Origin of the sequence: Cellulosilyticum sp. WCF-2 (assembly GCF_003990395.1) — a bacterium.
In the GTDB taxonomy this organism is placed as follows: Bacteria; Bacillota; Clostridia; order Lachnospirales; family Cellulosilyticaceae; genus Cellulosilyticum; species Cellulosilyticum lentocellum.
Map to the genome: position 1 here is coordinate 4338274 of NZ_CP034675.1, position 26913 is coordinate 4365186.

Genomic DNA, 26913 nt, shown 5'->3' on the forward strand with positions numbered 1-26913 from the left:
TCGCTACGTTGGAAGGTTCGTACAAAAGATTTATATTTTACCCCTACAAGTTATCACCTACATAGTAAAATATGCTCTATAAGGCTCTAAAGTAGCTAAAGCAGTATTAATAAGTTTATAAACCATAGATTGTGTTACATGGTAGCGCATACTTATCATATTTGTTGATAACGCCTCAATATATCTTAACTTTAATACCTCACACTGATCGTTATCTAATATCACATCTACTTTTTTAACTTGTCGTTGTAAGTATCTCATACGCTCTATTTTGTCACCTACTCGTTCAACAGAACTTTCTACGCTACTCTTAGTACTCCGTACATTACTTCTACCAGTTTCCATATACTCTTTACTACTAATATCACGATCATAATCAATTTCTATTTGTAGTAGCCTAATTTCTTCTTTCCAGCCATTATATGATTCTAAGATATATTTCATCTATTTCCCTCCAAAATAAAAATAAACACCTCATGCAGCATTATTTCAGCTACATAAGGCGCGTTATTATGCGTTACTTGTACCCATTTGAATAGTCGTATGAGCGTTGTTACACATGTCCACTAAGTCACTCAAATCTCTTATCTTTCTAAATTCAGTATTAACAGTATAATAATTATTTACAACTTGGTTTCCGCCCATAATTTGCTCGGTTTGATTATTATTAATAACTTTCTCTCCACCACCAAAATAAACAAGTTCTCTCCCTCGTTCTCCTACTTCATGCCAACCTTGGGTAGCATAGTTTGTACCAGTATAGTAACCTCTTCCACTTTTACTACTACCATCTACACTATCATTAGCACCCACGTTTACTTTAGATGCTTTAATCTTCAAGTCTAACATTTCATTATATTGAGCAATGATCTCTTTATTGTTTGTTTTTACAATCTCGTCTGTTTCATTCCATGCATCCATGATAGCTTTATCTAATTCAACCGTTTTCTTTTTAGTGTCTTGTTCATCAATTAATGCTTTTTGTCTCTCTAAGCTTGATGTTCTCTGCACTTCATCTTTCTTTCTAAAAGCTTCTATTTCAGCATCTATTGATTTTTCATATTCAGCTAACTCTAAAGCTTTTATACGAGCAATCTCTAAAGCGTTAGCTCCATTCTTTTCATATAAACTATCTAGGCGCTTTTCTTCTTCTGACATAAGCTTAGATTTATATTCTGCATATTCATCATCTAGGTGTTCCATTTCATAGTTAAACTCTTTGGCCCTAGCTTTTAAGCTGTCATATTTCTCATCTGTCAAAGCCATAATCTGTTCAAAACATTCATCCCACGTACTAGGTAGCTTTTCAACTTCTGCTTTTAAGCCATCGGTCAACTCTTCACTAGACTCTTTCATTTCATCCATGTTTTCTGAAAAGCCAGTCTTAAGTTTTTCTACTGGTTCAATGGCGACTCCAGGCAATTTATTAAGTTGTTCAATACAAAAGTTAATACCATCAATTAAACCATTAGGAATAGCTAAAAGTGCATCCGCTATGAATTGCATAGCTGTTGTAATTGGTTGTTTTAAACCTTCAAACCATCCTACCATCATATCAATTACTGGTGATAGCACTGACATAACAGCGGTACTTATACCATTAACCATACCAAAAACTGCACTTAGTAATCCGTTAACAATATCTATAATAGGAGATATAACAGCCATTATAAGCTTAAAGGCCTCAATAATTGGTTTAAATTGATTGAATAAGCTTTGTAGCACACCGCCTACTAAATTACCTAGTAAGGATAATATAGGTTCTAGGCTTTTTAATACGTCACCTATCATAGTGTTAAATGTACCTAAAGCTGGTAATAAACCATTGCCCAGGCTCACACCTAAACTATCAATAGTATTTTGTAATGTCTTTTGGCTATTAGCATAACTATCAGATGTACGAGCAAAGTCTCCATGTGCTAAAGCTGTTTTCTCTAAGATAAAGTTGTACCTTACCATCAGTCTTTCGGACTCCGACATTTTATTATAAGGTTGTTCTAGCCCCTCTGCTAATGCAAAGGCTGACAAGTTTGTTTCTGTCATAACGATACCTAGCGCCTTAAGTGGTTCAGTCTCACCAATGATACCCGCTCTAATTTTCTCAAAGGCTGCTTCATGCTCTAAGTTATAGAATGAAGCCATATCACCTGCTAACTCAGCTACTCGTTTTGACATTTCAGTTGCTTTTTTGCCTGTTACACCCATACCATTAATAATAGCACCAGTAGTAGATGAGAATTTTTTAGCCTGTAATTCAGTCAAACCAAAAGCTTCAACATTTGCCTTCGCCCATTCATTTACTTCTTTAGCATTGTTGCCAAAAGTTACATCAACTACGTTTTGTATCTCTTGTAAATCGCTTGCCATCTGAATACCATTACTTATAAATTCTTTCATGGCTTCTATAGCTTGCGAAATAGCTTGCGTAGCCATTTGCATCAATGCGCTTGTAACACCCACCACAGCACCAGTCAGTATTGAAGCCATGCCACCTGCAGAAGTGAACATACTTCCTAAATCATTTAAAGATGTACCAAACACTTGTGTTTGCCCTATAGTATCTCTGATACTAGTACCTACACTAGAAAAAGCACCATTCATCCCATTGGTAGTTTGGGATGTGGTGCTTCCGGCATTTTGTATACTACTTGTTAAATTGGTTATATCTCTTTGAGCATTACCTACCCCGGTGGCTTGTACATCCACGCTTAGCGTTGCTAAATTTAATGACGCCATACTATTCCTCCTTTCCTTCAAGACGTTTCTTAAGCGCTCTTAGCCCCATTAAGTCACACTTAGTCTCTGTCAATCGTTTTATTCTCTTAAGCCTCTCCCTACCTTCTTCTGTAGACAACATTTGTTCTATGATAGAATTCTTATATAAAAGTAAAAATTCGTCACAAGGCAAATTACCGGCTTCAACATAAGATAGTCCACTAAACTTAATAACTGTCCTATACATAAATGCATGGTTGTCATCTTCGGTAAAATCTACTACATTATCTAATCCCCCACTTTCTCCTGGGATTGTGGGGATCCTTAGTTTGGGTTATGTGTAATTTCTTTTACAAACTCCATATACCCAAAATAGATAGCATAATACATGTCCAGGTTAAGCATCTCTTCTAGCTGCTCTCTCGTAAATGCTACATTTGCTACGTTATTATTTAAAATAAATAGCGTGGTATTTGTTAAAATCTCTAATTGCTTAGCTGTGTCCTTTGTACGCTCTAGCTTCTTTGTAAGTTCACCTAACTCAATTAATTTTCTTTGAGTTGGTTTATTAACATTGATAATTTCTTTATTTGGTAGAGTTACCTCCCAGGTATTTTTTGAAAATACGCTTAAATCTAAGTTCTTCATACTTAATTTCCTCCTAATAAATTATTTATTTCTGACATATTTCCATAAACAGCATCACGCAAAAAAGGGACTCCGGAAAAACTTCCGTGCCCCTCATGAACTGATATAGCATATTCAACGTTGGTACCTATCACGGTACCGGTTTTATCTGCTTCATGATGAACGCTAGCCCTTAAGATGCCACTATCTACAGGGCAACTTTCTTTAGCTTTATTCTCTACAAATTGCCCTACTCGTTCAAATCGTTGTTCTAGCATACCTTCAATCTCACTAATAGCATCAGTGTTAACCCTAACTCTTATATTATTCAAAGATTACCACCTACTTTAGCCCTAAGTACGCCTAATAGGTACATCTTAATCAACACCTCTGCTCCAGGTATTTGAGCTTCATCTTTAAGTATACTTAGTACCATTTCATCTACATGTATAAAATTCTCAATATAGTCCTTATGCACCATGGCATAATCAACCCCATATTCATTTGCTATGATATTAAGTAGGTCGTCCATGCTCACTGAGACTACTTCGTCAAGCCTATTTTTAATGCGATCTTGCATTATATCTTGAATATTCTTTGTCATAGACCATACCTCCATTAGTTCATATCACAAATTTTTATTTTAGCTGCTACACGTTGAGCTAAGGGTTTACTAACGTCACTAGCAATCGCTTGTAACTCTGAAAGATTTTCTTGCTTTTGTAACATAGCTGCTTTCTTAGCTGCTAAGGCTATTTCACGTTCTTTTATTTCTGCTTCTCTTTTTTGAAGTTCGTCGAGTTGCTCTAAACTTAGATATTCTAGCATTTAACATCCTCCTTTTTAAAATTAAACTTATTTGTTAAGACCCATTCAACCCCGTGTTTGACTATAAGCTCAACCTCATCATTAGTAATTACACCAGCCACTCTACGTAAATCATCTTGTAACTCTCTAACATTTACACCTTTCACGTATGGCCAATGTTGGAAACTAGCGTTATTTTCTCTGTATTCGTTAGTCAATTCAGTTTCCAGCTTTACGTATGGATTAATATCTAACTCGTAATCTTTGAATGTTTCATAGGTATCTCTAATAGCTATGAATAACTCTACTATTTTCAATTTAATATCCTCTAGTGCTTTTTGACGCTTTAACTCATAGTTGTTCTTAATATCATCATCAAATGCTTGTTCTATATCATTGTAAGAGAACGTACTACTAGCTCTATACGTACGTCTCATTAACTCATACGCATTTAACGTCTTACGTTGATTTTCTAATGTAGAAGTAAGATCGATAACTTTACCCGCATTTCTTTCTTTAATTGCCTTATCAATTGCTAGTTGGGTTTCATTAATTTGAGCTTTTATTTTATTAATTTCTTCTTGATCAGATAGTTCAAATGCTTTAGCCTCACTAATTTTATTTAAAATCTCATCTATTTTCATTTTTATTCTCCTCCTTAATCCTCAAAGAAATATCTGTTTTCATTAATAAAATAATTCCTCATATCTACATTAGGATAATTCACATTAATATCTAGCTTACCCTTACAAGCAAGGTCCATAAATTCGTGAGCATTACAACTAAGCTCATTAAGTTCCTTGTAAGCTGACTTCATCAACACAATGTATTCTTCGCGCTTAGCTGTTAATTCAGTGCGTAATTCTTCTGATCGCTTATAAAAAGGTGTAGTAATATCCGTAGCAAAACACTTCATAAAGTCCTCTTTTGAAATATCAACTCCGTACTGATAAGAGTTTACAATATTCCTATAAATCTCTAACTTTCTTCGTTCTGCTTCTAACTGATCACTAAACTTAATAGCTGCTGCACTATCTTTTTTCCTAATAGCCACATCGATTTTACTTTGTAAATCACTAATCTTCTTCTCTGCTGCAACTATATTGGCTTCATTCTCTTCTTTAATTGCATTTTCTTTATTGATTAAGTCCCACATTTCTTGCTTAGTCATACTAGACCTCCTTTAATTCTTTAGATTTTTATTTATTAATTTCATTGTTTCTGTGCTAAAGGTCGTCGGCATGAATCTCTTTCCAACACCCTTTATATACTTCCGGATGTTCTATATAGAGCATGTTCTGCTCACGTAACGACATTTTCTTAAATGCTTCTATAGTTACTACGGGAGCTTTTTCTTTTACAGTCTCAGCTTCAGCTTCATGCTTAGCTTTTATATACGCTTGATTTAATTCTGTTAAACTTGGCATTGATTATTCCTCCTTTTCTTTGCATAAAAAATAGCGTTATACCACGCTTTTAATAATTGGCTACACTTTGCTTTTTGCATTGTAACCCATGATTATCAAAGTCTACTACACTTTTCACACTTTCCACACTTGATTATTCTCTTATATATAGAAATTACCACTATATACTAATATAAATATTTTATATCTTAATAAATAAGTGTAGTAAGTGTAGTAAACTGTGTAGTCTATGATTATCAATTGTTTTGACGGTTACACTTTGGTTACACTTCTACATTTATAGTTTATTGGATAATTTTAGCGTGCAATATTTGGCTTAAGCATTATAGGCCCCACGTCACACGTCAAGGGTGTCCCGCCCCATCTTTAACCGTATTTACACTATGATGGTTTAGTATTAGTGTTGTTTTGAAATTAAAACATTATATTCTCTGTGCGAATTACATAACTAGCTTAAGTATCATACTCATATACACCATGACTATCAATGCATGTTCTAATCTCTTAGTTATACTCTTCGCAAAATACGAGTAACGCGAATAGTATTTATTGTTAACCTAATTAACTGGTGGGTTTTTAATCAACTGTAATATTGCGTATTAGTATTAAATATACCTCTATTACTTCCTCACACGCTCGTATAGCTTACAAACTATATAGCCTTATCAATTAACCTACCAATCATCTTGTATGTCTGTATCAACGTATTCCATAAGTTAATCTACTCCCATATCTTCATCACCAGCAAGTGTAATAATAATCTCCTGGTTGGTGTTTACTTCAAGCTCTTGCCTAAACTCACCGCATGCGCGTAATACTTCAAGTGCAGCTTTAAGGGCCGTTCTCTTGTCTTTACAAGTCATTAAGTCTTCAATCACTTTCAAAGCCTTAGTACCCATGGCATTAGTGTAAGCAAGTTTCTGTTTCTTAAGCTCCTCTAAGAAAACCGGATAAGTTAACCAATTATAAATACTTGCTCGTGACACTCCTATTTCCTTAGCTATCTTAGTAGGACTTTGTTCGTTACCATATACCATATATGCGATACAATCCAGTTGCTGCTTAGATAACATACCTTGATATGCGAACCTACCTTTTGAGTCACGCTTCTGCCCTCTTGGCATATCTCTCCACCTCCTTCCTTTTATGATCTATGCCGTTTTACGTCCGTATGACTTATACCATAGTTAGCCACTATGTAGGCATAAAAAATAGAGTAGCCGCTTTTGACTACTCTTTGATAATAGTATTGTACATTGTTTTACGTGATGTATGAAAGTGTATAAACGGTACAATTACATGATAATTAAAGGTTCTAACTTATTAAGTATATCCTTTGTTCTGCTCCAAACACATCTTGGTGATACTTCTAATAATTCTGCTACATCATCACGCTTACGCTTCTTAAAGTACCTTAAAGTAATAAGCTGTAATTCTTCCTCAGTAAGTACACTTAAAGCATTATCTATAATATCTAAGTCTAAAGACTTCTGTTGTATCATAATTTGAATATACTGCTTATGCTCCTCACGGTGAATACATTCACTCTCTACTGATGAACATACCTTATTAGTGGAAGTACTCGGCTTAATGTCAGCTCCAATAGCTGTAATACCCATATATTCACTATCCATCCGCATAAGCTCCAACTTAAGCCTATTGATTTCTGCCTGTAAAATTGGATAGTTTTTAAGTGTCTGTTCAATGTTACTCATTAGCATCCCCCTTAATTTATAATAAAGTTATTACGTGGCGTACAATTTGATTTAACTTTACCTTTAATCCCATGGTGCTCTATTGTGCCACAGTATGGACATATAGCATAAAAACCTTTATTCTGATCTATTCCTACTGGTTTAACATGATACACTCCATTCATTAACCTAGTACGTGTATCCTTAAGCTTAGTATTATCTATAGTATTAATGTACTGTAAGCACTCTTCATCAACTACATATAAAGAGTGAGCAAAAAACTGTAAACTTATCGTCCTTGTCATCTATTAGTCCCCCTAGTTAATCAACTTGTATACTCTAACACTTTTACCTGCAATCTTTACTGAGTCACTTTTATAACCATAATTTCTTAATTTTTTAGTTAGTAAAGTCTGAGAAATCTCTTGATAGCCATTTTCTAAAGCATATACATTAAATTGCCTTAATACATCACTTGTTTTTCTACCATCTATATGAGGGGTAATTTCATCCATCCATCTTAGAACACTATCTAAATCTTTATGATACTCCGTTAAGGCTTCTTTTGATTCTTCTGTATCAGTAAAATGACCTGTCTTTAAAACATCTTGTATAGCTTCCATAGCTAAGCTTATTAAATACTCAGCCGCTTTAGGAGTACAAAGCTTTTTTATCAAATCTTTATCACCCTTACCATCTTTAAAATCAGCATTCATTGGGATAATAACAAACCTTTGAATTATAGCTTCTGCACCCATTCCTGAAAATTTTGGTAGACCATTGCCACTAAATAACAACTTCCCTTTAAATTTCATAGACTCCTTAGCTTTGAATTTTTCCTCTGTTATTACCGTTTCACCTGTTACTAATTTTTTAATTACAGATGAGTCGGGAATGTAATCAAGTGGTACATCATCACCTATATTAACTAGCTTCCGATCAAGTTGTTTAACATCATATTTTGCTGCTAGGTCTTGTATATTTAAATTTGATATGTTCTGTTGTCCTATACAGTAGCTGATAAATTCAAATAAAGTAGACTTACCATTTCGAGTAATACCGTCTAAGAAAAACATCTTACCTAACTTATTGTTTGGATATAGACAATAGCCGATCATTTCAAGTATCAAGTCTCCAACATCATGCTTATAACAACTTATACCGTTTAAAAAATCATCAACTATCTTAACTGGCTCAGCATTCTTATTATAGTTAAATGGTATTTTATTAAAGAAAAATTCATCTTTATCATATTCCACCATAGCACCCTTATCAAAGTCATATAGACCATTTTTAAAAGGCGTACACGTTCTATTTGAAGCGTTTTTAATAGGTGCTACTTTGGATATACCATAACAAATTTCTTCTAATAAGCGTTTATTAGGACTTGTAAACGTATCGTACATATCACGTTGAATAAAATCAAATGAACATGGTTCATAATAATCTTTTACTTTATAGAATAGAGTGTCATCTACAAAGCAGCAATTAAACTTATTACTAAATCTTTCAGCTGCTAGTTTGTAATTTATCTTCGCATTCTTACCATTTCTATCTGTAAATGTTATAATAGCATCTTCATCCGGAAAAGCTTCATCCCTTAAGACTATGTTTAACTCTCTATCACTTAAAGAGTTAGGTATTACGTAATTATTTATAAGTCTTATGGTGTGCTTAGTCTGCTCTTTATCCAGTCCATATCTGAGTAGTTTAAGAATGTAGATGTAGAATGTTTCATTTCTACAGTCGGTTAATTTAGTAAAGTCCTCCTTTGCATCAACTGGTACTAAGAAGTGTGGTAAATCTACTAAGTCACCTGTCCAGTTAGGAGAAGTAAGTAAAGGTCTTGGTTGTACTGTACCATCATCTAACGTCTTAGATAGTGGTGAGCAGTCAACTGAGTAGCATTTATAGTCTACTTCTAAACCTACAGCAGCTACTATATGTGAACGGTCTCTTAAGACTTTAGACCATTTACCGTGGTAAAAGAAAAAATGCTTACCACGCGTAGTGTTTGCAAACAAATAAGAAACACCATAGTCGTCAAGTATTCTCTGTATAATATTAGCGTTGTTGCCATCATCTACATCTACCATGACAATACCTGATAGAAACACCCCGCATATATCATCACTCTTACATACCTGGTTAAAAGTCTTAATCTTACTATCATCTTTACGTGATACGTTCCTATCTTCTATATAGCCTCTAAATACTAAATTGTAATAGTCGTGATATTCAGCTTTAGGCCTTAATGCTCGTCTACTTGGTTGTGCTGTTCTTGGCATTTATTTCACCACTTCCCTAACCTTAAGTCGTAATTCACTAACAAGGTCCTTAGTGTCATCATCTTTATCATTGACAATGTATTTACTTAATGCGTATATAACTAAATCTTGTACGGATACACCATCAACAGTAGCCTTAAGCTTTAATAAAGCCTTATACTCTTTTGGTATACGTGTACTAAAATTGTCTAACTCATCAGCATCATAATTAAATATCTTATCTTTAAGCATTTCATTTCACCCCTTTGTATTCTTGTATGCACATATAATAAAAATTTTAGGGGCTTCCCCCTTTGTACTATATATAAATCAATTTTTAGCTTTATATACTATATCTTGCATATAGATTAATATTTTAGCTAGTATCAAATTTTATTAACAATGAAAGTTTATTCCGTCGGTATAGTTGTGGCAAGTGTAGAACTAGTATTATTTATTTAGTACTTGAAATGAAAAAAGGCACCCCCAAGAGCACCTTATAAATCCCGATCTATTATTTATTTGCACCAAACATTTCTGTAAGTCGATTCTTCTTCGCGGGAGGTCTACTCTTTGTTTTTCTTTAATAGTTTGCTAAAAACCATATGATAATTGGTTCTTGTAAATCCTCTGATAGCTTAGCTTCCTTAAAACTTGCTGCTAACCACTCAGCACGCGCATAATTACTATTCATTGCATCTAATTTACTTTTAAGGCCCTCTTGAATTTGGTTATACACCATTGTTGCATTTTTCATATTGACAAAACCTCCTATTAATTTATAATAAGAGCATGAACATAGTTATGAGATTTGCTGCCAGGCGCATCTTGTATATGTTCTTTTTTTATGTTCATGCTCATAGAACTAATTCCTTTCAAATTCCGCGTATAAATTTTCTTTTGACACTGACATGTGTCACACCCCCTAAATATAAACTTTTTCATTGAAATATCTTACCGAAATCTTACCAGGTACAATAATAAACCCTTGGGCTTTCAACCCATCATTTAGTTGTTTGATAGTCCTATATGCAGTTGTAGTACTAACACCTAATAAATTGGCTACGTCTTGAGCGGTGTAGAAACGTTTAGCTTCTTGTATTACTTGACTCATTCAACTATACTCCCCTCTATAATCACATAATCAATTAAAATATTCTCGATAATGTCGTGTATATCTTTAGTTTGATCAATACAGTCCATGTAGTTACCTACTTCAAGTGCTCCATCTTCATGAAGCCTATTAACTATTTTCCAAATCAACACGTCTCTCTTCATACTCTTACACCCCCATCAAATAATCTATGAATATTGACACCCATACAATCAAACTAAGCGTACCTATTAGAGAAGCCACTATGATATAAGCAGTAAATAAATTGTTTAATAAAGTCTTCATACCATCATCCTTTCTTCATTTATCATCTTACACTTCATATACGCTAATGTCTTTTTCCACGTATTATCTAAATTTCAACATGTATCTGAAACACCTATATAAGATCTTCTACTTTAATATCTAGTGCACGTGCAAGTTTTCCCACTGTGGCCGGTTGAACTTCTGACTTCTTGCCATTTAATATATTAGAGATTAGAGTTCTGCTAACATTTGCTTTTTCTGCCAGGTCTGTTGTAGTGATTAAAGCATTAGCTATAGCTAATTTAAACTTATACAAATTAATTTCCACTTTATTACCCCCTCTTAATTAAACGTTTTGTTTAACTTAACTTTAATATAAACTCATTTTGTTTAATAGTCAACACTTTTTAAACATTTTGTTTACTTTTTTATATTTTTGTTTATAATTACATTTGGAGGTGATTCTAAATGAGTATAGGTGAGAACATAAGAAAAATTAGAAAGTCAAAAAAAATGAGTGGTGAAGCACTTGGAACTAGTGTAGGTGTAAGTCCCCAAGCGATACTCCAATATGAACGTGGTGTAAGAGAACCGAAGAAAGAAATGCTTGAAAGGATAGCAACTGCTTTAGAATGTACTATCGCCGACTTATATGGGTGGGATGAAAAATATAGTTCCAAACAACTTTCTAATGACATTAAGCGATTAGAGCAACTTGATGAATTAAAAAAATTACTTCTTGAAGTATATCCTAATGACTATGATTTTTTAATCGACTTGTTTAATAGACTTGGATTAATGGACACCGAAGAAAATTAATTTAAGAAGGTGAATAGATGCCCACATACAAGGATGAAAAACTCGGTACCTGGTATTGCAAATTTTATTACACCGATTGGAACGGAGAAAAAAAGCAGAAAAAGAAAAAAGGCTTTAAGCGTGAGAAAGACGCCAAAGCCTATGAGAGAGATTTTTTAAATAAAGCTCACGCATCATGTAACATGAGTTTTAAAAACCTTGTAGCATTATACTATGAACATTGTGAGAGCCGATTAAAACCCACCACCCTTGATAATAAAAAGTATGTTATTAATTTAAAGATACTTCCATACTTTGAGAATATGCCCATCAACACAATAGATCAGAACACAATCAGCAAGTGGCAGAATGAGTTACTAAGTAGCGAAGAGAATTACAGCCAAACCTACCTACGTACTATTAATAATCAAATATCAGCCATCTTTAACTATGCTATAAAATACTATAAACTACCTTCTAATCCAGCACGTATATGTGGAGCTATGGGAAAAAATAAAGCTGAGGCTATGCAATTTTGGATGAAAGAAGAGTTTGACAAGTTTATAGCTATTGTTAGTGATAAACCACTATCTAAAACCATCTTCAACCTCTTGTTTTATACTGGTATGAGACAAGGAGAGTTATTAGCTCTTACCTATAATGATTTTGACATGGAGAATAAAACCGTACGTATTAATAAAAGCTATGCTAGGTTAAACGGTGTAGATCTCATCCAGGAGCCAAAGACACCAAAGAGTACACGACTTGTAACACTTCCACAATTTATATGTGATATGGTGAAAGAGTATAAAGAACAGCTATATGACTATAAACCAAACGAGCGTCTATTCACTGTAACAAAATATTATCTACATCATGAAATGGATAGAGGTTGTAAAAAGTCGGAGGTCAAGCGAATTCGTATACATGATCTAAGACATTCTCATGCATCATTATTAATTGAAATGAGTATATCCCCCCTTCTTATCTCGGAGCGGCTGGGACATGAGAATATAGAAACCACTCTACAAACTTACTCACATTTATATCCAAATAAGCACAGCGAAGTAGCTGAAAAACTACAAGCTTTAAATTATTAGTACCTTTCCAGTACCTTTTGAAATATAAAAACCTCTAAGGATATTGAAAACTCAACATTCTTAGAGGTTTATTTATCTATTCAAATTCAATCGTTGCAGGAGGCTTCCCTGTGCAATCATAAAGTACACGATTAACCCCTTTAACTTCATTTACAATTCTAGTTGTAACTTTTCCAAGTACTTCCCATGGAAGGTCAGCTGATTCTGCTGTCATAAAGTCGCTTGTTGTTACTGCTCTTAGGGCTACTGCGTAGTCGTAAGTTCTTTCATCTCCCATTACACCTACAGATCTCATATTTGTAAGTGCTGCAAAGTATTGTCCTATTTCTTTTGCAATCCCTGCTTTTGCAATTTCTTCTCTGTAGATCCAGTCTGCGTCTTGTACGATGCGTACTTTTTCTGCTGTTACTTCACCGATAATACGGATACCAAGTCCTGGACCTGGGAATGGTTGTCTAAATACTAAGTATTCTGGAATACCTAATTCTAATCCTGCTTTACGTACTTCATCTTTAAATAAAAGACGAAGTGGTTCAATGATTTCTTTGAAATCTACATAGTCTGGAAGTCCACCTACATTGTGGTGTGACTTAATCACTGCCGATTTACCAAGTCCACTTTCAATAACATCTGGATAGATTGTTCCTTGTACAAGGAAGTCTACTGTACCGATTTTTTTAGCTTCTTCTTCAAAAACACGAATGAACTCTTCACCGATGATTTTTCTTTTAGCTTCTGGTTCTTCTACGCCTTTAAGTTTTTCGTAGAATCTTTCTTGTGCATTAACACGGATGAAGTTAAGGTCGTAGTGGCCTTCTGGTCCGAATACAGCTTCTACTTCATCCCCTTCATTTTTTCTAAGTAAACCGTGGTCTACGAATACACATGTCAGTTGTTTACCAATAGCTTTTGAAAGCATAACTGCTGCTACTGATGAGTCAACACCACCTGAAAGGGCACATAATACTTTACCGTTGCCTACTTTTTCGCGAAGTGCTTTAATAGTTGTTTCTACGAAAGAATCCATTTTCCAGTCGCCTTGACATTCACAGATGTTAAGAACGAAGTTAGAAAGCATCTTCATACCTTCTTGTGTATGCATTACTTCTGGGTGGAATTGTACTGCATAGATTCCCTTTTCTACATTTTCCATTGCTGCTACTGGACAAACTGGTGTATGTGCAGTAATAGTAAAGTCAGTTGGTGCTTGTTCAATATAGTCTGTATGGCTCATCCAACAAATTGTTTTTGGTGACACACCTGCAAATAACTTAGAGGCTGTGTCTATATCTACTTCTGTTTTACCATATTCGCTAACTGGCGCTGTTGCTACCTTACCACCTAAAAGGTGAGCTGTAAGCTGTGAGCCATAGCAAATTCCAAGTACAGGAATACCTAATTCAAAAAGTGCTTTATCACAAAGTGGTGAATCTTCACCATATACGCTATTTGGTCCACCTGTAAAGATGATTCCTTTTGGATTCATTTCTTTAATCTTTTCTATACTGATATTGTAAGGATGTACTTCACAATATACATTACATTCTCTAACACGTCTTGCAATCAATTGGTTGTATTGTCCACCAAAGTCAAGAACGATTACTAACTCATGATTCATGCCATTTGCCTCCTTGATTTTTCTTCCATCTATTATATCATCCTTCTGTCTCTAAGGATATTCATTTCGTAACTATATATCTTTATTAATTCATACTAATAAATAATGAAGCTAGCTTTTCACGCTTCAGCATCTCTAATTAATGATTTATTCTTAATGATTTATTTCTAATTTTTAATTAATAAAGAAGGGGCTGCCACATAATCATATTTTAGATATGAGAAACCTTATATGTTTATGCAACATCCCCCATTATTTTGCCTTAGAAATCTACACTATAGTTAGGTGCTTCTTTTGTAATGTGAATATCATGTGGATGGCTTTCTTTAAGACCAGCACTTGTGATTTTTACAAAAGTAGCTTTTTCTTGTAATTCTTCAATAGAACTTGCACCTGCATAACCCATACCAGCACGAAGTCCACCTACCATTTGGAAGATAGTGTCTGCTACATAACCTTTGTATGCAACACGGCCTTCAATACCTTCTGGTACTAATTTTTTCGCATCTGCTTGGAAGTAACGGTCCTTACTTCCTTTTTCCATAGCTGCAATTGAACCCATGCCTCTATATACTTTGTATTTTCTTCCTTGGTATAATTCAATTTCTCCTGGACTTTCTTCGCAACCTGCAAGCATTGATCCCATCATACATACGCTTGCTCCCATACCGATTGCTTTTACGATATCTCCTGAGTATTTAATACCACCGTCTGCAATAACAGGTACGCCATAAGGAGCTGCTGCTGCTGCACAATCTTCTACTGCTGTGATTTGTGGTACACCTACACCTGCTACAACACGTGTTGTACAGATAGAACCTGGTCCAATACCTACTTTAACACAGTCTGCACCAGCTTCAATAAGTGCTACTGTAGCTTCTGCTGTTGCTACATTTCCTGCGATGATTTGAAGTTCTGGGTATTTAGCTTTTACTTTCTTAACGGCATCTAACACCCCTTGAGAATGTCCGTGTGCTGTATCAATTGTGATAACGTCAACTTTAGATTTTACAAGGGCATCTACTCTATCAAGTAAATCCATAGTTACACCTACTGCTGCTCCCGCTAAAAGACGTCCTTGTTTGTCTTTTGCAGCATTAGGGTACATAATTGCTTTTTCAATATCTTTAATAGTAATAAGGCCTTTGAGGTTACCTGCTGCATCTACAAGAGGTAATTTTTCAATACGATGCTCAGCAAGTAATTTCTTAGCTTCCATAAGGTCTGTCCCTTCTGGTGCTGTAATAAGATTTTCGCTTGTCATCACTTCTTTAATTTTACGGTTGAAATCTGTTTCAAAACGTAAGTCACGGTTCGTTAAAATACCTACGAGTTTTGTTCCCTCTGTAATAGGTACACCTGAGATTCTGTATTTTGCCATTAATTCATTAGCTTCATATACATAGTGCTCTGGAGAAAGTGAAAATGGATCTGTAATAACGCCATTTTCTGAACGTTTTACTTTATCTACTTCTTCAGCTTGTGCTTCGATAGACATATTTTTATGAATGATTCCGATACCACCTTGACGTGCAATAGCAACTGCCATTCTCGCTTCAGTTACTGTATCCATTCCCGCGCTCATGAATGGAATATTTAATGTAATCGTCTTAGTCAGTTTTGTACTTAAAGAAACTTCCTTTGGTAATACATTAGAATAATTAGGTACGAGTAAGATATCATCAAATGTGATACCTTCTTTTAAAATCTTAGACATTGCTTGGCCTCCTAAAGTTGTGCTAATAGTTTTTATTGTTGAATAAAAACTCGAACGTTAAAATAATATTGATATATTTTGTACACTTTATCACATTTTCAAAGGTATTGTCAAGTTGTGACGGACATCCTTTTTATCCTTGTTTATTTTGCTTATTTCTTTTTTAATTCTAATAAACCTATTGTAGAAAAATATATTTATTTACTTCTCTAATGGACGCAATTGCCCTACTAATCATCTTTTTTATACTATTTAGATATAAGTCCTTTCGTAGATTTTATTTGACGAGAAGTAACTATTTTATAGCTTACTCTCTACCTTAAGCAAGAGAAACGAATGTGATTAGCCCCTTATTTGTACGTCACTTGCATACATTTGTATTCTTAAATTCAGAATATCTTCTATTATACCTTGTATTTATCGAACATTCATTGACTATAAAATTTTATAGCTATTCAGTCACTAGGATATATAGTAACTTTCGTATTATAATGCTAGAAATGAGAGAAACTATTTATTACCTCATAGCTTATATGGCTGAATAGTTTAGAAACCTTAACTTGAGTACGCTTATGCTTACGATGTGAAAATTCCTTCTACGTCAGATTGATTAACCCAGTAATCAATCTACTTCCATAATCAATAAAGAAAGGGAACCTACAAAATAGTTTCCCTTTCTTTATTGATTATTATTATATTTTCTTAAAAACTTTATTAGGTGCTTGTCTGAATAAGTCATTTACAAAAGCTTCATTAGGTGAGAATATTACCTTACATGCTCCTTTAGCTGGGGTTTGTGTCATAATAACATATGTATTCTCATCTTTTGAATTATCACTTACATTAACTACTTTATATCCTTTATTAAGTTCTGATTGATGACGCTCATCTTTAATATTGGCCATAATCTCGATTTTTTTCATATCAATCGTCATTACTCTTTTACGTCTTGAGCGATTATAAATAACATCAATGTCTAATTCATTATTAGTTAAAATATATTCATACTCTCTGCTAAATCTGCTAAATAAAAAGCCTGCTCCAAATAGGATACCTACAATTAGAATCGGCCCTATAAAATCCCCACCCAACATAAAAGCAACTCCTATCAGAATAATTGTTGCTACAACTAATCCGATTTGAGCTAAAATATCAGTTGAAGATTTCTTTTGCTTAATGAGATACTCTTTAAATGTTTCTGACATATTCTTCTACCCTTCCTTTTTCGCCTCTTATTCTCTATAATAAAAATACTATAGAATCTCTATTTTTTCAACATTTACTGTTATTGTTTTTATAATTATAATATTATCAGTAAATGTAATAATTTGATAGCTTGTTTTCATAAACTATTATAAACTAGTTATGTATAAAAATTATAAACAAATGCGATTTAGGAGGCGATTTGTAAAGTGGATTTATTATTTGCATTAAAAGCGGCTATATTAGGTGTTGTGGAAGGACTAACTGAATTTTTACCGGTTTCCTCTACAGGTCATCTTATTATTTTTAGTAACCTATTAAAATTCTCAGATAACACAGCTTTTGCTAATATGTTTACCATGGTTATTCAACTTGGCGCTATCTTAGCTGTGCTAGTTCTTTATCGTAAGAAAATTTGGGATACCATTGTTCATTTGTTTCCAAGTAAAAATGTTTCTTTCGAAAAAAGTGGTCTTTATTTCTGGCTTATGATTGTCATCTCATGTGTTCCTGCTGCCGCTATAGGTATTCCTTTTGATGATTTAATTGAGGAAAAGCTATTTAATCCTCTTGTCGTAGCATGTGCTTTATTTGTAGGTGGTCTTTGGATGATGTATGCAGAAAGCAAATTACGTGGTAATCAAACCACTTCTCTGTCTACTACTAAAATCACAGCTAAAATGGCCATTATTGTAGGTTTATTCCAAGTACTCTCTATTGTGCCTGGTATGTCTCGTTCTGCTTCCACTATTATAGGTGGTTGGGTAGCTGGTTTTTCAACTGTAGCTGCTGCTGAGTATTCCTTCTTCCTAGCCATTCCAGTTATGTTTGGCCAAGCACTTTTAAATATCTTAAAAGCTCAAGGAACGCTCTTAGCAAGTGAATGGATTGCCCTTGGTATTGGCTTTGTAGTTTCTTTCATTGTGGCCTTAGCGGTTATTGGTTCTTTCATTTCTTACCTTCAAAAGAAGCCAATGAAAGTCTTTGCTATCTACCGTATCATTTTTGCTTTTGTTGTACTAGGCGTTGGTATGCTTGGGCTATTTTAATATCTTTTTGATAGGCTATACTATAATTTCATTAAATTCACTATTCATTCATCCCAATTTACCATGACTACCAGTAATAAATAAAGCAGCTAAGAGGAGTTATTAATCCTCTTAGCTGCTTTATTTGTATTGCTTATTATAAATATTTAACCTTTAATATAGCGTTTGATTTAATAGTAAATAGCTTTCATTTCACCATTTACATCTATAATATCAAATGCACAAAACTGATACGTATAACTATCTGCTCCTTCAGGATACATATAATATCCTACAGTCAGGTGACAACCTGCTTCCTCTTCAAAAGTCGCAAATCCATCATACTCTACTTTGAATACTTTTGTATCAATTTTCTGTTTCTCTGTTAACTCTAAAGAAATTCTAATTAATTTTAACTCTTTCTCTATAGCTTTTATATCCTCATCAGTAATTGGTATATATTCTCCTGATTCATAGGTCAATAAATGTTCTTTATAACTTTCATCTCCACTATACATTCCCTGGATAATTTCTGCTATTAAATCCACCTCTTCTATCTCACCTTCTACATAAGGCATATCATCATCTTCACTATATATATAATCATCCACGCTATAATCATCTATAGACTTTTTAGTTACAGTCTTACTATTATCTTTCTTTTCTTCTTTCTGCTGCGTTTCTTCTATGTCTTCTTTCTGTTCTTCTTCCTCTGATTCCCCATTAACAGCATCTATTCCTTTTTGCATTTCCTCTAGACTCTCATCAATGGAGTTATCTTCTAATACCTTATTAATCTCTTCCTCCATTTTTTCTTCTTCACTTTTATTATCCCCTAAAGTTATATGTACCTTTCCACATCCTATACTACTTGTAATGAGTATAGCCATTAAGATTATACTAGCAAACCACTTTCTCATATTCTCCCTCTCTTATTATTATTTTTATCTGTATTAATTTCTAAAAAACTCTAAAATACAATTTTCCATCAATATTATATACAGTGATGGACATAATATCCCAAAAGCCATATTCACTTCCCTCAGGATAAGCACTATATTTGATCATCAAGCCTGCGCCTACATCATATGCCAAGTCTTCTCCGTCATATTCTACTCGATTAATAACAAAGTCCACTTTAGTGCCTGGTTCAAATTCAAATTGGGTTTGTAATAATAGGTAATCTTTATCTCTATCCTTATAAGCTTCTTCACCAGCTAGCATAAAATATTTCTCTTCATCTTGACTACTTTCCCCTGGCTCTACTAATTGGCTATAATAATCTGTTTCACCATTTAAATATTGACGAATCACTTCAACGGCTTCATCAATTTCAGCATATTCACCGAGCTTATAATTCTTTCCTTCTTCATCATCATATATTTTGGTGTCCACTTGATCTTCTGAAAAACTACTTGTCTTAAATTGGCTCTTAGCAAAATAAGTGTTATCATCTTTTTCAGGTACTACTTCTTGCTCTTCATTTTCTTTGATAATGACAGAACCACTACCATTCTTATCCTTTTGATCGACTGATTCCTCTAATTCTTCCTTTTCTGCTGTCTTAACTGATTTATCTTCTTTTGGCTTTTCTTCGTTATTTTTATCTGCTTCACCACTTGTTACTTTAGATTCATTAGGTTCAATTGTTATATGTACTTTTCCACCTATTACAATCCCTATCACTAATATCAAAACTACACCGATTACACCAATAACAACTTTTTTCTTCTCCATTTTATTCTCCTTCTTGAAGTAATAACACAGTATGTCACTATATCCAACATTTTTTGACTTACCATGTACAATAAACAAGATTATAAATTAAATTTTATGTTTTTTCAATATATTTTATTTTTTTAATATTTTTTGATTATTTGTTTTACTTTTAATATTATCTTTTGTATAATATGTCATATATAAGATAATATTAGAAAGGACTATTTATATGAAAATGCATTTTAAAAAGCTACCTACTTTCATAACTATGGCAATCTTATGCTTATGTTGTGGCTGCGGAAAAGTAACTATTTCTTTTGGTGATCAACCTAGCTCTTCTTCTCCTTCAACATCTGATATATCAGAAACCGAAGACTCTCAAAACGCTAGTGACGATACTGAACAGACAAAGGAGACTACAGGCAAGATTAAAGCGCCTAATTCTTCTGCTGCCCCCCCCTCTACTACCTTAAATTCACCACTCAAAATTTCATCTTCTAAGGAAATCGATGATGTAATTGCTTTCACAACCCAATTTTATACTGATTGGTTTGAAATGAACAACTATGGTTATATGGAAGGTAATCCAGATTTTAAAACTTACGATGCTCAATTTAATATGTATTCTCCAAATTACAAAGCCTTCTATGAAGTTTACGCTTCTCAAGATGCTGATGTACCTTTTCCTGAATCTTATACAATGTCACTTTATGATGATATGGTTCTTGACAGCCATGGTCGTGTTGTTACTAAACACTCCCCTGATAAACCTCCGTCGGCTATTTCATCTCTCGTAAAATCTGTTGATGCCATTAAAGTATTAAGTGGTGGAAATGGTATTTATAAAATGGGGGTTATCTTAACCATTGAAGGCGAACAAGTAGGAACAGATTTAGTAGTAGAAACGCAATATATAGGTACTTGTACTGTAGTAGCTGAAGAAACAGGTTATAAAATTGAAAAATATTGTAGCTATATCCATAGTGAACAAGACACTACTGATAAACCTGAGGCATATTTAGAAGCATTTAAAGCTAAATTATTAGGCAAAGGATCTGAACTTGATGTTATTAAAGACCATAATGTCACTGCTTCTCAAGATGGAGTAGTTGTAGAAAGTACCATTCTTCTTGACGAAAATAAAGATACATCAAGTTCTGTCGATACAACTTCACTTGATATTAAACAAATCATTAAGGAAAATGACCCCAAAACAGTTACTTTCTTAGGTCCAACAAGCCAAGGCTCTGGATTTATTATTGCCCCTGGTGTGGTTGCCACCAACTATCATGTTATTGACGGACAAGCTGAAGGTGTTATTCGTTTTGTAGACGGCAGTACCACTACAGTTCTAGGCGTTATCGATTATAATCCTGATTTAGATTTAGCAATTTTAAAACTAGCTACTGCAGTCGGTGAACCTGTTTCTTTTGGTAATGCTGACACCTGTAGTAAAGCAGATGAAGTACTAGCTATTGGTAGTCCTCTAGGCTTATATAATACAGTAACTGTAGGTCTATTTAATAATACTTGGGAAGAATCAGGTGTGACACTTCTTCAATCTAGCTTGCCATTGGCACCTGGTAATAGTGGTGGCCCTTTATTTAATTCAAAGGGTGAGGTAATCGGAGTTAATACAATGATTATGTCTGGCTATGCCGATATCTCTTTAGCTGTAGATATTCAGCACGTCATTAATGATACTTCTGGATGGCAAAATACTTCTTATAAAAGCATTTCTGCTCAACCACTTTCACAGTTATTTAATCAATAAACACTCAAAAAGGCGAGTACATGTTCACTCGCCTTTTATTTATTACTCTATTATGTTCTTCGTTTTTAAAAATATAATAATACGCCTAGCTCATCTTTATAGTCTACTACATATGCAGTTACGAACTTTGTAACCTCAATGTCTTGTCCTTGTGGCATTAGTTTTAGACAAATTGAGAGCTCTACCCCTGTTTCTTTTGTGCTGTTTTCGAAACCATTATATTCTACTGAATAAATTTCTGTATCAAAGAACTCATCTTCCTCCATATCTAACTGGATCTTATAGAGTTTGAGTTTCTTTTCATATTGTTTAATTCTATCTTCTCCTATTAATACAAAAGGCTCAGTCTCACTTGACTGGCTACTTAGTAATACATTATATACCTCTTTATCCCCAGCAAAATATTTCTGTAACACTTCAAAGGCATAATCTATTTCTTCATATTCCCCTGATATATACGGTATGCCTTCGCTCTCCCTTTCGCTATAAATACAATCGTACATATTATATTCATGTAAGGGTATTACTTCTCTTGGAGGCTGTTTTTCTGAAACTGGCTCTTCTTCTTCCACAACTACTTCTATTTCTTCTTTTTCTGAATCCCTAATCTTAGTGTCTACCCCCTGCTCAATTCCAGCTAAAGTCTCATCTATACTGCTATCTTCTAATATTTTAGCGATTTCATCCTCCATCTGTTGCTCTTTAGTTTTTGGTTCATCACCTATAGTTATTTTAATCCCACAACCTGTAACGCTTACTATTACTATTAATAGACTACCTAACAATACACTCCACTTTTTCATTACTACTATTCCCCTTTTATTTATTCTTAAGGTATTTCGAAATATCATGTAGCATCTACTTCTATGTACATTGATGCTCATAATCTTCAAAAACCATCTTCCAATTTTTCAACATAAACATTAAGTTCCATAGTTAACCCCATGTCTTTTTCTATCCCTATGTCTCCATCATCATCTATACGTTCTACTTCAATATGAAACTTATTGTTTAAATCAAATTCAAATTGGAGTTGCAAAACGTACTATACCAGTTACTAGTCAATCGATTATTATCCTAGCAACTACTGCTGCAGTCATGCATACCTCTATTAATCTATTTATCCTCCTTATTTATTTCTTAATCATTATTTATTTACAATATTCTATATTATTTTAATATTTAATCATATACTTTTCAAGTCAAATATATTGTACCTTATCCTACTTTTATTACATTAGATCTCTCATTAAAATAAATCCGTATCTTTTTCCTATGTTTTAACTCTTGCTTCTCTATTTCAACCTACTTCTATTGTTTCTCTTAATATCCTTGCTTATTAATCTAATAGGGGATTTTTTGGATTCATTGAACTTTTTTATTATCATTGTTTCCTATCAAGCTACCATAAGTAATTCCTCCTATATGCCTTATATTCTCCTACCACAAAAAAGGTCTTCTTCTTAAATTTTCTATTAAAAATTGAGAACAAGGTCTTTTTAATACATTACTCAGGGCATTCTCACTATCCAGTTACTATATAGACATATAAAAAGGATGTTCCATCTAACTTTGTTAGATAAGAACATCCTTTATTCAACTCTCCAAAATATTGGAGAAGTAGTTGTTACTTTATTTGGGGTGGGATTACATCATTCCCATGCCACCCATACCGCCCATGCCACCACCTGGCATAGCTGGTTCATCTTTCTTAATGTCAGCTACGATACATTCTGTTGTTAAGAATGTAGACGCTACTGATGTTGCATTTTGAAGTGCGCTTCTTGTTACTTTAGTTGGGTCAATAATACCGCCTTCAATCATGTTTACATATTGTTCTGTAAGAGCATTGAAACCTGTTCCTTTTTCAAGTTCTTTTACTTTATTGATAACAACTGCTGGTTCAAGACCTGCATTTGCTACGATTTGGTAAAGTGGAGATTCTAATGCTTTTAGGATAATACGTACACCTGTTTTTTCATCTCCAGTTGTTGTATCTAATAATTTTTCTACGTCTTTAGCAACGTGGATATATGTGCTACCACCACCACCGATGATACCTTCTTCAACAGCTGCACGTGTAGCTGCAAGAGCATCTTCAATGCGGAGTTTCTTTTCTTTCATTTCTGTTTCTGTTGCTGCACCAACTTTGATTACAGCTACACCACCAGCAAGTTTTGCAACTCTTTCTTGCATTTTTTCTTTATCGAAGTCTGATGTAGATTGTTCAATTTGATTACGGATAAGAACAACTCTTTCTTTAATTGCCGCTTTATCTCCAGCACCATCAACAATTACTGTATTTTCTTTTGTTACTTTAATGCTTGCTGCACGACCAAGCATGTCAATTGTAGCATCTTTAAGTTCAAGACCTACTTCTTCTGAAATCACTGTACCACCTGTAAGGATCGCAATATCTTGAAGCATGTCTTTTCTTCTATCACCAAAGCCTGGTGCTTTAACAGCTACACAGTTGAATGTACCACGGATTTTATTTAATACTAAAGTAGTAAGTGCTTCACCTTCTACATCTTCTGCAATAATAAGAAGTTTAGATCCAGTTTGAACGATTTGTTCAAGAACTGGTAAGATATCTTGGATATTAGAAATCTTCTTATCTGTAATTAAAATGTATGGATTATCATATACAGTTTCCATTTTTTCTGTATCTGTTACCATGTATGCTGATAAGTATCCTCTATCAAATTGCATACCTTCAACTACATCTAATTCTGTTGCCATTGTTTTTGATTCTTCTACTGTGATAACACCATCATTTGATACTTTTTCCATAGCATCAGCAATTAAGTTACCTACTTCATCATCACCAGCTGAAATAGCTGCTACTCTAGCAATATGGTTTTTGCTATTAACAGTTTGGCTCATTGCTTTAATTGATTCTACTGCTGCTTCTGTTGCAGTTTTCATACCACGACGTACAATAATTGGGTTTGCACCTGCTGCAATGTTTTTAAGACCTTCTGTGATCATTGCTTGAGCAAGTACAGTAGCTGTTGTTGTACCATCACCAGCAACATCATTTGTTTTTGTAGCAACTTCTTTTACAAGTTGAGCTCCGATGTTTTCAAATGGATCTTCAAGCTCGATTTCTTTTGCAATAGATACACCATCATTTGTAATAAGTGGTGTACCAAAAGATTTATCTAATACAACGTTACGACCTTTTGGTCCAAGTGTTACTTTTACTGCATTTGCTAATTGATCTACACCAGATTGAAGTGATTGTCTTGCTTCTAATCCAAAACGAATTTGTTTTGCCATGTTTATAGCCTCCCTAAATTATTGTTTTTACTCTCTATTATTTAGACTAGTTTATTCAAACTATCCTATGTTGTTTATATTAAGTACTCATATGCTTAGCTAGATAAACTTAAACTAAAGAAAACACGCTCCCTTAGGTCATATAATAGCTTATTCAACGATTGCTAAAATATCACCTTGGCGAACGATAACATACTCTTCTTTGTCTAATGTTACTTCTGTTCCTGCATATTTTGAGTAGATTACTTTATCTCCAACTTTAACCTGCATCTCTACTTTTTGTCCATCTACAACGCCACCAGGCCCTACTGCTACAACTACTGCTTCTTGTGGTTTTTCTTTAGCAGTCCCTGTTAAGATGATTCCTGATTGTGTTTTTTCTTCTGCTTCAAGATGTTTGATTACAACTCTGTCGCTTAATGGTTTTAAGTTCATAAAGAAAACCTCCCTGTTTATATTTAATAGTTTGTTTTTGTATTATTAGCACTCACTATGATTGAGTGCTAATTGATATTTATAATATTATGGCATTATACCTTATATTGCAAATACAATTTTTACCTTATTTAAGGTATTTTAAACATATTTAATTTATTTATTTATAATTTCTTTTATTTGCTTCTATTTTTAATGATTTACTTTTATTTTTAACTTTTTTCTCTTGTTTTTATACGTTCTTCTTATATTTCTCTGTTTTATGCTTTTTTCTTACTTATATCTTTAAAAAGCGCATTTTCTCTTCCATAGAAAAAAAGATATTGTTGAGCATAACCAGCCAATTCACCAAAGTACTCACTTGCAAACTTTTGTATTTCCTCTAACTTTACATCTTTACCTTCAAAGTAAAGGCCTTCTATTACTCTTTTAATCCAAACATCTGTTGGAAAAAGCTCCATCCTAGAGTAAGCAAATAATAAGATGCAGTCTGCAACTTTAGGCCCTACGCCTTTTATAGTCATTAACTTGGCTTTAGCTTCTTCAATAGGCATAATATATAAATCGTTTAAAATAACATCACCATTTAATACTTTTTGACAAGCATCCATTATATAGGGTGCCCTAAAGCCTACTTTACATTCTCTTAAATCTTCTTCTGTGGCACGAGATAGCTCCTTTGGTGTTGGAAATGAATGATAATGTTCTCCCATGCCATCGACTTCATTAATTGGGAATCCAAATTTATTGGTTATATTCTTTAAACAAGCTTTAATATGAGGAATGGATTTATTCTGTGAGACAATAAAAGAAATAAGCATCTCCCATGGATCTTGACGCAAAATACGAATGCCTTTACCAAACTCCACAGCTTTTGCCATCCATTCATCCTTTGCAGCTAATGTTGCTGTAATATTTTCATAGTTTGTGTTAATGTCAAAGTAATTCATCCAGATTTCTTCTACTTCACTAGCAGTAGTATTATAAATCGCTACACTGCTAGAATCTGGTTGCTGAGTAATTTTAATTAACTTTTGCTTGGCATTTAAAAGGTAACTATGATCTGAAATTTTTTCAAAGCGAAACACTTGTCCGCTTTCTAAAATTTGTCCAATATTAAAGTGACTTACATGATTGAGCATTACCATATTATTCATGTTCCACACCCTTTACTTTTTCATTCTTTCATATTATTACCATTTCGTCTACTAATATCCATTTTTATGTAATTTTTTGTCCCTTAATATGATTAATGATTGTTAATTTTTCTTTTATATTATCATAATATTTATTATTTTACACTCGTTATAGATAAACTATTTTTCTTTTTTACCTTTCTCAT

Annotated in this window: 33 protein-coding genes; 4 read left to right on the forward strand and 29 right to left on the reverse strand. The window is 33.7% G+C overall.

Annotated elements, in window-relative coordinates; translation table 11 throughout:
• Nucleotides 1-57 precede the first annotated feature (57 nt).
• The 19 genes from EKH84_RS19675 to EKH84_RS19755 all read right to left on the reverse strand — a co-directional run bounded on the left by EKH84_RS19675 (nt 58) and on the right by EKH84_RS19755 (nt 11225).
• Nucleotides 58-444 (reverse strand): hypothetical protein, encoded by a 387-nt coding sequence (locus tag EKH84_RS19675; RefSeq protein WP_127067612.1) that lies wholly within the window; start codon nt 442-444, stop codon nt 58-60.
• Nucleotides 445-510: 66 nt separating this feature from the next.
• A complete protein-coding gene (locus EKH84_RS19680) occupies nt 511-2736 on the reverse strand; it encodes a hypothetical protein (RefSeq protein ID WP_127067613.1) in 2226 nt (741 codons plus the stop codon).
• A 1-nt stretch (nt 2737) separates the two neighbouring features.
• On the reverse strand, nt 2738-2962 hold the full coding sequence (locus EKH84_RS19685) for a hypothetical protein (protein ID WP_127067614.1): 225 nt from the start codon (nt 2960-2962) through the stop codon (nt 2738-2740).
• A 77-nt stretch (nt 2963-3039) separates the two neighbouring features.
• A complete protein-coding gene (locus tag EKH84_RS19690; RefSeq protein WP_127067615.1) occupies nt 3040-3363 on the reverse strand; it encodes a hypothetical protein in 324 nt (107 codons plus the stop codon).
• Nucleotides 3364-3365: 2 nt separating this feature from the next.
• The gene (locus tag EKH84_RS19695; RefSeq protein WP_127067616.1) at nt 3366-3674 is read right to left on the reverse strand and encodes an HK97 gp10 family phage protein; all 309 of its coding nucleotides are present in this window, start codon (nt 3672-3674) and stop codon (nt 3366-3368) included.
• Nucleotides 3671-3946: a hypothetical protein gene (locus EKH84_RS19700; RefSeq protein WP_127067617.1), complete on the reverse strand. Its 276-nt coding sequence runs from the start codon at nt 3944-3946 to the stop codon at nt 3671-3673. Before EKH84_RS19700 ends, EKH84_RS19695 begins: the two co-directional genes overlap by 4 nt.
• 14 nt (nt 3947-3960) lie before the next feature.
• Nucleotides 3961-4170 carry a hypothetical protein gene (locus EKH84_RS19705; RefSeq protein ID WP_127067618.1) on the reverse strand — a complete coding sequence of 70 codons (210 nt, stop codon included), beginning with the start codon at nt 4168-4170 and terminating at the stop codon, nt 3961-3963.
• On the reverse strand, nt 4164-4793 hold the full coding sequence (locus tag EKH84_RS19710; RefSeq protein WP_127067619.1) for a hypothetical protein: 630 nt from the start codon (nt 4791-4793) through the stop codon (nt 4164-4166). The genes EKH84_RS19705 and EKH84_RS19710 overlap by 7 nt, the downstream gene beginning before the upstream one ends.
• A gap of 14 nt (nt 4794-4807) precedes the next feature.
• The gene (locus EKH84_RS19715; protein WP_127067620.1) at nt 4808-5320 is read right to left on the reverse strand and encodes a hypothetical protein; all 513 of its coding nucleotides are present in this window, start codon (nt 5318-5320) and stop codon (nt 4808-4810) included.
• A 55-nt stretch (nt 5321-5375) separates the two neighbouring features.
• Entirely contained in the window at nt 5376-5576 is a 201-nt protein-coding gene (locus EKH84_RS19720) for a hypothetical protein (RefSeq protein WP_127067621.1), read from the reverse strand.
• A 716-nt stretch (nt 5577-6292) separates the two neighbouring features.
• On the reverse strand, nt 6293-6700 hold the full coding sequence (locus EKH84_RS19725) for a phBC6A51 family helix-turn-helix protein (RefSeq protein ID WP_127067622.1): 408 nt from the start codon (nt 6698-6700) through the stop codon (nt 6293-6295).
• A gap of 171 nt (nt 6701-6871) precedes the next feature.
• Complete coding sequence (locus EKH84_RS19730; RefSeq protein WP_127067623.1) at nt 6872-7291, reverse strand: sigma factor-like helix-turn-helix DNA-binding protein; 420 nt, start codon at nt 7289-7291, stop codon at nt 6872-6874.
• 11 nt (nt 7292-7302) lie between these two features.
• Nucleotides 7303-7575: a hypothetical protein gene (locus EKH84_RS19735; protein WP_127067624.1), complete on the reverse strand. Its 273-nt coding sequence runs from the start codon at nt 7573-7575 to the stop codon at nt 7303-7305.
• A gap of 12 nt (nt 7576-7587) precedes the next feature.
• A complete protein-coding gene (locus tag EKH84_RS19740; RefSeq protein ID WP_127067625.1) occupies nt 7588-9558 on the reverse strand; it encodes a DNA primase family protein in 1971 nt (656 codons plus the stop codon).
• Nucleotides 9559-9789: a hypothetical protein gene (locus EKH84_RS19745; protein WP_127067626.1), complete on the reverse strand. Its 231-nt coding sequence runs from the start codon at nt 9787-9789 to the stop codon at nt 9559-9561. It abuts the gene before it with no gap.
• Nucleotides 9790-10120: 331 nt separating this feature from the next.
• Nucleotides 10121-10294 carry a hypothetical protein gene (locus EKH84_RS22265; RefSeq protein ID WP_190283407.1) on the reverse strand — a complete coding sequence of 58 codons (174 nt, stop codon included), beginning with the start codon at nt 10292-10294 and terminating at the stop codon, nt 10121-10123.
• A gap of 168 nt (nt 10295-10462) precedes the next feature.
• Complete coding sequence (locus tag EKH84_RS19750) at nt 10463-10651, reverse strand: HTH domain-containing protein (protein ID WP_127067627.1); 189 nt, start codon at nt 10649-10651, stop codon at nt 10463-10465.
• Nucleotides 10648-10815 (reverse strand): hypothetical protein, encoded by a 168-nt coding sequence (locus tag EKH84_RS22270; RefSeq protein WP_190283408.1) that lies wholly within the window; start codon nt 10813-10815, stop codon nt 10648-10650. Before EKH84_RS22270 ends, EKH84_RS19750 begins: the two co-directional genes overlap by 4 nt.
• Before the next feature lie 215 nt (nt 10816-11030).
• Nucleotides 11031-11225, reverse strand: a complete 195-nt coding sequence (locus tag EKH84_RS19755) for a helix-turn-helix domain-containing protein (RefSeq protein WP_207669750.1) — start codon at nt 11223-11225, stop codon at nt 11031-11033.
• 140 nt (nt 11226-11365) lie between these two features.
• Between EKH84_RS19755 and EKH84_RS19760 the strand changes: the two genes are divergently transcribed.
• Nucleotides 11366-11716 (forward strand): helix-turn-helix domain-containing protein, encoded by a 351-nt coding sequence (locus EKH84_RS19760; protein ID WP_127067628.1) that lies wholly within the window; start codon nt 11366-11368, stop codon nt 11714-11716.
• Between the two features lie 17 nt (nt 11717-11733).
• On the forward strand, nt 11734-12795 hold the full coding sequence (locus tag EKH84_RS19765) for a tyrosine-type recombinase/integrase (RefSeq protein WP_127067629.1): 1062 nt from the start codon (nt 11734-11736) through the stop codon (nt 12793-12795).
• A 76-nt stretch (nt 12796-12871) separates the two neighbouring features.
• On the opposite strand, the gene guaA is transcribed toward EKH84_RS19765, so the two are convergent.
• From guaA to EKH84_RS19780, 3 genes are all read right to left on the reverse strand, one after another.
• Nucleotides 12872-14413, reverse strand: a complete 1542-nt coding sequence (gene guaA / locus EKH84_RS19770) for a glutamine-hydrolyzing GMP synthase (RefSeq protein ID WP_127067630.1) — start codon at nt 14411-14413, stop codon at nt 12872-12874.
• 262 nt (nt 14414-14675) lie between these two features.
• On the reverse strand, nt 14676-16130 hold the full coding sequence (gene guaB, locus EKH84_RS19775; RefSeq protein WP_013658296.1) for an IMP dehydrogenase: 1455 nt from the start codon (nt 16128-16130) through the stop codon (nt 14676-14678).
• Between the two features lie 692 nt (nt 16131-16822).
• Nucleotides 16823-17335 carry a DUF6106 family protein gene (locus EKH84_RS19780; protein ID WP_127067631.1) on the reverse strand — a complete coding sequence of 171 codons (513 nt, stop codon included), beginning with the start codon at nt 17333-17335 and terminating at the stop codon, nt 16823-16825.
• Nucleotides 17336-17542: 207 nt separating this feature from the next.
• Between EKH84_RS19780 and EKH84_RS19785 the strand changes: the two genes are divergently transcribed.
• Nucleotides 17543-18382, forward strand: a complete 840-nt coding sequence (locus tag EKH84_RS19785) for an undecaprenyl-diphosphate phosphatase (protein ID WP_013658298.1) — start codon at nt 17543-17545, stop codon at nt 18380-18382.
• Between the two features lie 170 nt (nt 18383-18552).
• Here the strand turns inward: EKH84_RS19785 and EKH84_RS19790 are convergent, their stop codons facing one another.
• Together EKH84_RS19790 and EKH84_RS19795 are read right to left on the reverse strand one after the other, a co-directional pair.
• Nucleotides 18553-19281, reverse strand: coding sequence for a hypothetical protein (locus EKH84_RS19790; RefSeq protein ID WP_127067632.1), 729 nt, complete (start codon nt 19279-19281; stop codon nt 18553-18555).
• Nucleotides 19282-19321: 40 nt separating this feature from the next.
• Nucleotides 19322-20098, reverse strand: coding sequence for a hypothetical protein (locus EKH84_RS19795; protein ID WP_127067633.1), 777 nt, complete (start codon nt 20096-20098; stop codon nt 19322-19324).
• Between the two features lie 211 nt (nt 20099-20309).
• Between EKH84_RS19795 and EKH84_RS19800 the strand changes: the two genes are divergently transcribed.
• Entirely contained in the window at nt 20310-21854 is a 1545-nt protein-coding gene (locus tag EKH84_RS19800) for a S1C family serine protease (protein ID WP_127067634.1), read from the forward strand.
• A gap of 65 nt (nt 21855-21919) precedes the next feature.
• On the opposite strand, the gene EKH84_RS19805 is transcribed toward EKH84_RS19800, so the two are convergent.
• The 5 genes from EKH84_RS19805 to EKH84_RS19820 form a co-directional block, all read right to left on the reverse strand.
• Nucleotides 21920-22657 carry a hypothetical protein gene (locus EKH84_RS19805; RefSeq protein WP_127067635.1) on the reverse strand — a complete coding sequence of 246 codons (738 nt, stop codon included), beginning with the start codon at nt 22655-22657 and terminating at the stop codon, nt 21920-21922.
• An 86-nt stretch (nt 22658-22743) separates the two neighbouring features.
• A complete protein-coding gene (locus EKH84_RS22275) occupies nt 22744-22893 on the reverse strand; it encodes a hypothetical protein (protein WP_190283409.1) in 150 nt (49 codons plus the stop codon).
• Between the two features lie 608 nt (nt 22894-23501).
• On the reverse strand, nt 23502-25136 hold the full coding sequence (gene groL / locus EKH84_RS19810) for a chaperonin GroEL (RefSeq protein WP_013658299.1): 1635 nt from the start codon (nt 25134-25136) through the stop codon (nt 23502-23504).
• A gap of 150 nt (nt 25137-25286) precedes the next feature.
• Nucleotides 25287-25571: a co-chaperone GroES gene (gene groES / locus EKH84_RS19815; RefSeq protein WP_013658300.1), complete on the reverse strand. Its 285-nt coding sequence runs from the start codon at nt 25569-25571 to the stop codon at nt 25287-25289.
• Between the two features lie 260 nt (nt 25572-25831).
• Nucleotides 25832-26728, reverse strand: coding sequence for a DNA-3-methyladenine glycosylase family protein (locus EKH84_RS19820; protein WP_013658301.1), 897 nt, complete (start codon nt 26726-26728; stop codon nt 25832-25834).
• Nucleotides 26729-26913 lie beyond the last annotated feature (185 nt).

Bases quoted from the DNA above. Each gene is read 5' to 3' on its own strand.
- EKH84_RS22270 (WP_190283408.1), bottom strand. From the start codon at position 10,815: ATGAAGAGAGACGTGTTGATTTGGAAAATAGTTAATAGGCTTCATGAA.
- EKH84_RS19685 (WP_127067614.1), bottom strand. From the start codon at position 2,962: ATGTATAGGACAGTTATTAAGTTTAGTGGACTATCTTATGTTGAAGCC.
- groL (WP_013658299.1), bottom strand. From the start codon at position 25,136: ATGGCAAAACAAATTCGTTTTGGATTAGAAGCAAGACAATCACTTCAA.
- EKH84_RS19745 (WP_127067626.1), bottom strand. From the start codon at position 9,789: ATGCTTAAAGATAAGATATTTAATTATGATGCTGATGAGTTAGACAAT.
- guaB (WP_013658296.1), bottom strand. From the start codon at position 16,130: ATGTCTAAGATTTTAAAAGAAGGTATCACATTTGATGATATCTTACTC.
- EKH84_RS19795 (WP_127067633.1), bottom strand. From the start codon at position 20,098: ATGGAGAAGAAAAAAGTTGTTATTGGTGTAATCGGTGTAGTTTTGATA.
- EKH84_RS19700 (WP_127067617.1), bottom strand. From the start codon at position 3,946: ATGACAAAGAATATTCAAGATATAATGCAAGATCGCATTAAAAATAGG.
- EKH84_RS19780 (WP_127067631.1), bottom strand. From the start codon at position 17,335: ATGTCAGAAACATTTAAAGAGTATCTCATTAAGCAAAAGAAATCTTCA.
- EKH84_RS19790 (WP_127067632.1), bottom strand. From the start codon at position 19,281: ATGAGAAAGTGGTTTGCTAGTATAATCTTAATGGCTATACTCATTACA.
- EKH84_RS19710 (WP_127067619.1), bottom strand. From the start codon at position 4,793: ATGAAAATAGATGAGATTTTAAATAAAATTAGTGAGGCTAAAGCATTT.
- EKH84_RS19725 (WP_127067622.1), bottom strand. From the start codon at position 6,700: ATGCCAAGAGGGCAGAAGCGTGACTCAAAAGGTAGGTTCGCATATCAA.
- groES (WP_013658300.1), bottom strand. From the start codon at position 25,571: ATGAACTTAAAACCATTAAGCGACAGAGTTGTAATCAAACATCTTGAA.
- EKH84_RS19800 (WP_127067634.1), top strand. From the start codon at position 20,310: ATGAAAATGCATTTTAAAAAGCTACCTACTTTCATAACTATGGCAATC.
- EKH84_RS19750 (WP_127067627.1), bottom strand. From the start codon at position 10,651: ATGAGTCAAGTAATACAAGAAGCTAAACGTTTCTACACCGCTCAAGAC.
- EKH84_RS22265 (WP_190283407.1), bottom strand. From the start codon at position 10,294: ATGAAAAATGCAACAATGGTGTATAACCAAATTCAAGAGGGCCTTAAA.
- EKH84_RS19690 (WP_127067615.1), bottom strand. From the start codon at position 3,363: ATGAAGAACTTAGATTTAAGCGTATTTTCAAAAAATACCTGGGAGGTA.
- EKH84_RS19760 (WP_127067628.1), top strand. From the start codon at position 11,366: ATGAGTATAGGTGAGAACATAAGAAAAATTAGAAAGTCAAAAAAAATG.
- EKH84_RS19740 (WP_127067625.1), bottom strand. From the start codon at position 9,558: ATGCCAAGAACAGCACAACCAAGTAGACGAGCATTAAGGCCTAAAGCT.
- EKH84_RS19715 (WP_127067620.1), bottom strand. From the start codon at position 5,320: ATGACTAAGCAAGAAATGTGGGACTTAATCAATAAAGAAAATGCAATT.
- EKH84_RS19805 (WP_127067635.1), bottom strand. From the start codon at position 22,657: ATGAAAAAGTGGAGTGTATTGTTAGGTAGTCTATTAATAGTAATAGTA.
- EKH84_RS19680 (WP_127067613.1), bottom strand. From the start codon at position 2,736: ATGGCGTCATTAAATTTAGCAACGCTAAGCGTGGATGTACAAGCCACC.
- EKH84_RS19820 (WP_013658301.1), bottom strand. From the start codon at position 26,728: ATGAATAATATGGTAATGCTCAATCATGTAAGTCACTTTAATATTGGA.
- EKH84_RS19705 (WP_127067618.1), bottom strand. From the start codon at position 4,170: ATGCTAGAATATCTAAGTTTAGAGCAACTCGACGAACTTCAAAAAAGA.
- EKH84_RS19765 (WP_127067629.1), top strand. From the start codon at position 11,734: ATGCCCACATACAAGGATGAAAAACTCGGTACCTGGTATTGCAAATTT.
- EKH84_RS19735 (WP_127067624.1), bottom strand. From the start codon at position 7,575: ATGACAAGGACGATAAGTTTACAGTTTTTTGCTCACTCTTTATATGTA.
- EKH84_RS19675 (WP_127067612.1), bottom strand. From the start codon at position 444: ATGAAATATATCTTAGAATCATATAATGGCTGGAAAGAAGAAATTAGG.
- EKH84_RS19730 (WP_127067623.1), bottom strand. From the start codon at position 7,291: ATGAGTAACATTGAACAGACACTTAAAAACTATCCAATTTTACAGGCA.
- guaA (WP_127067630.1), bottom strand. From the start codon at position 14,413: ATGAATCATGAGTTAGTAATCGTTCTTGACTTTGGTGGACAATACAAC.
- EKH84_RS19720 (WP_127067621.1), bottom strand. From the start codon at position 5,576: ATGCCAAGTTTAACAGAATTAAATCAAGCGTATATAAAAGCTAAGCAT.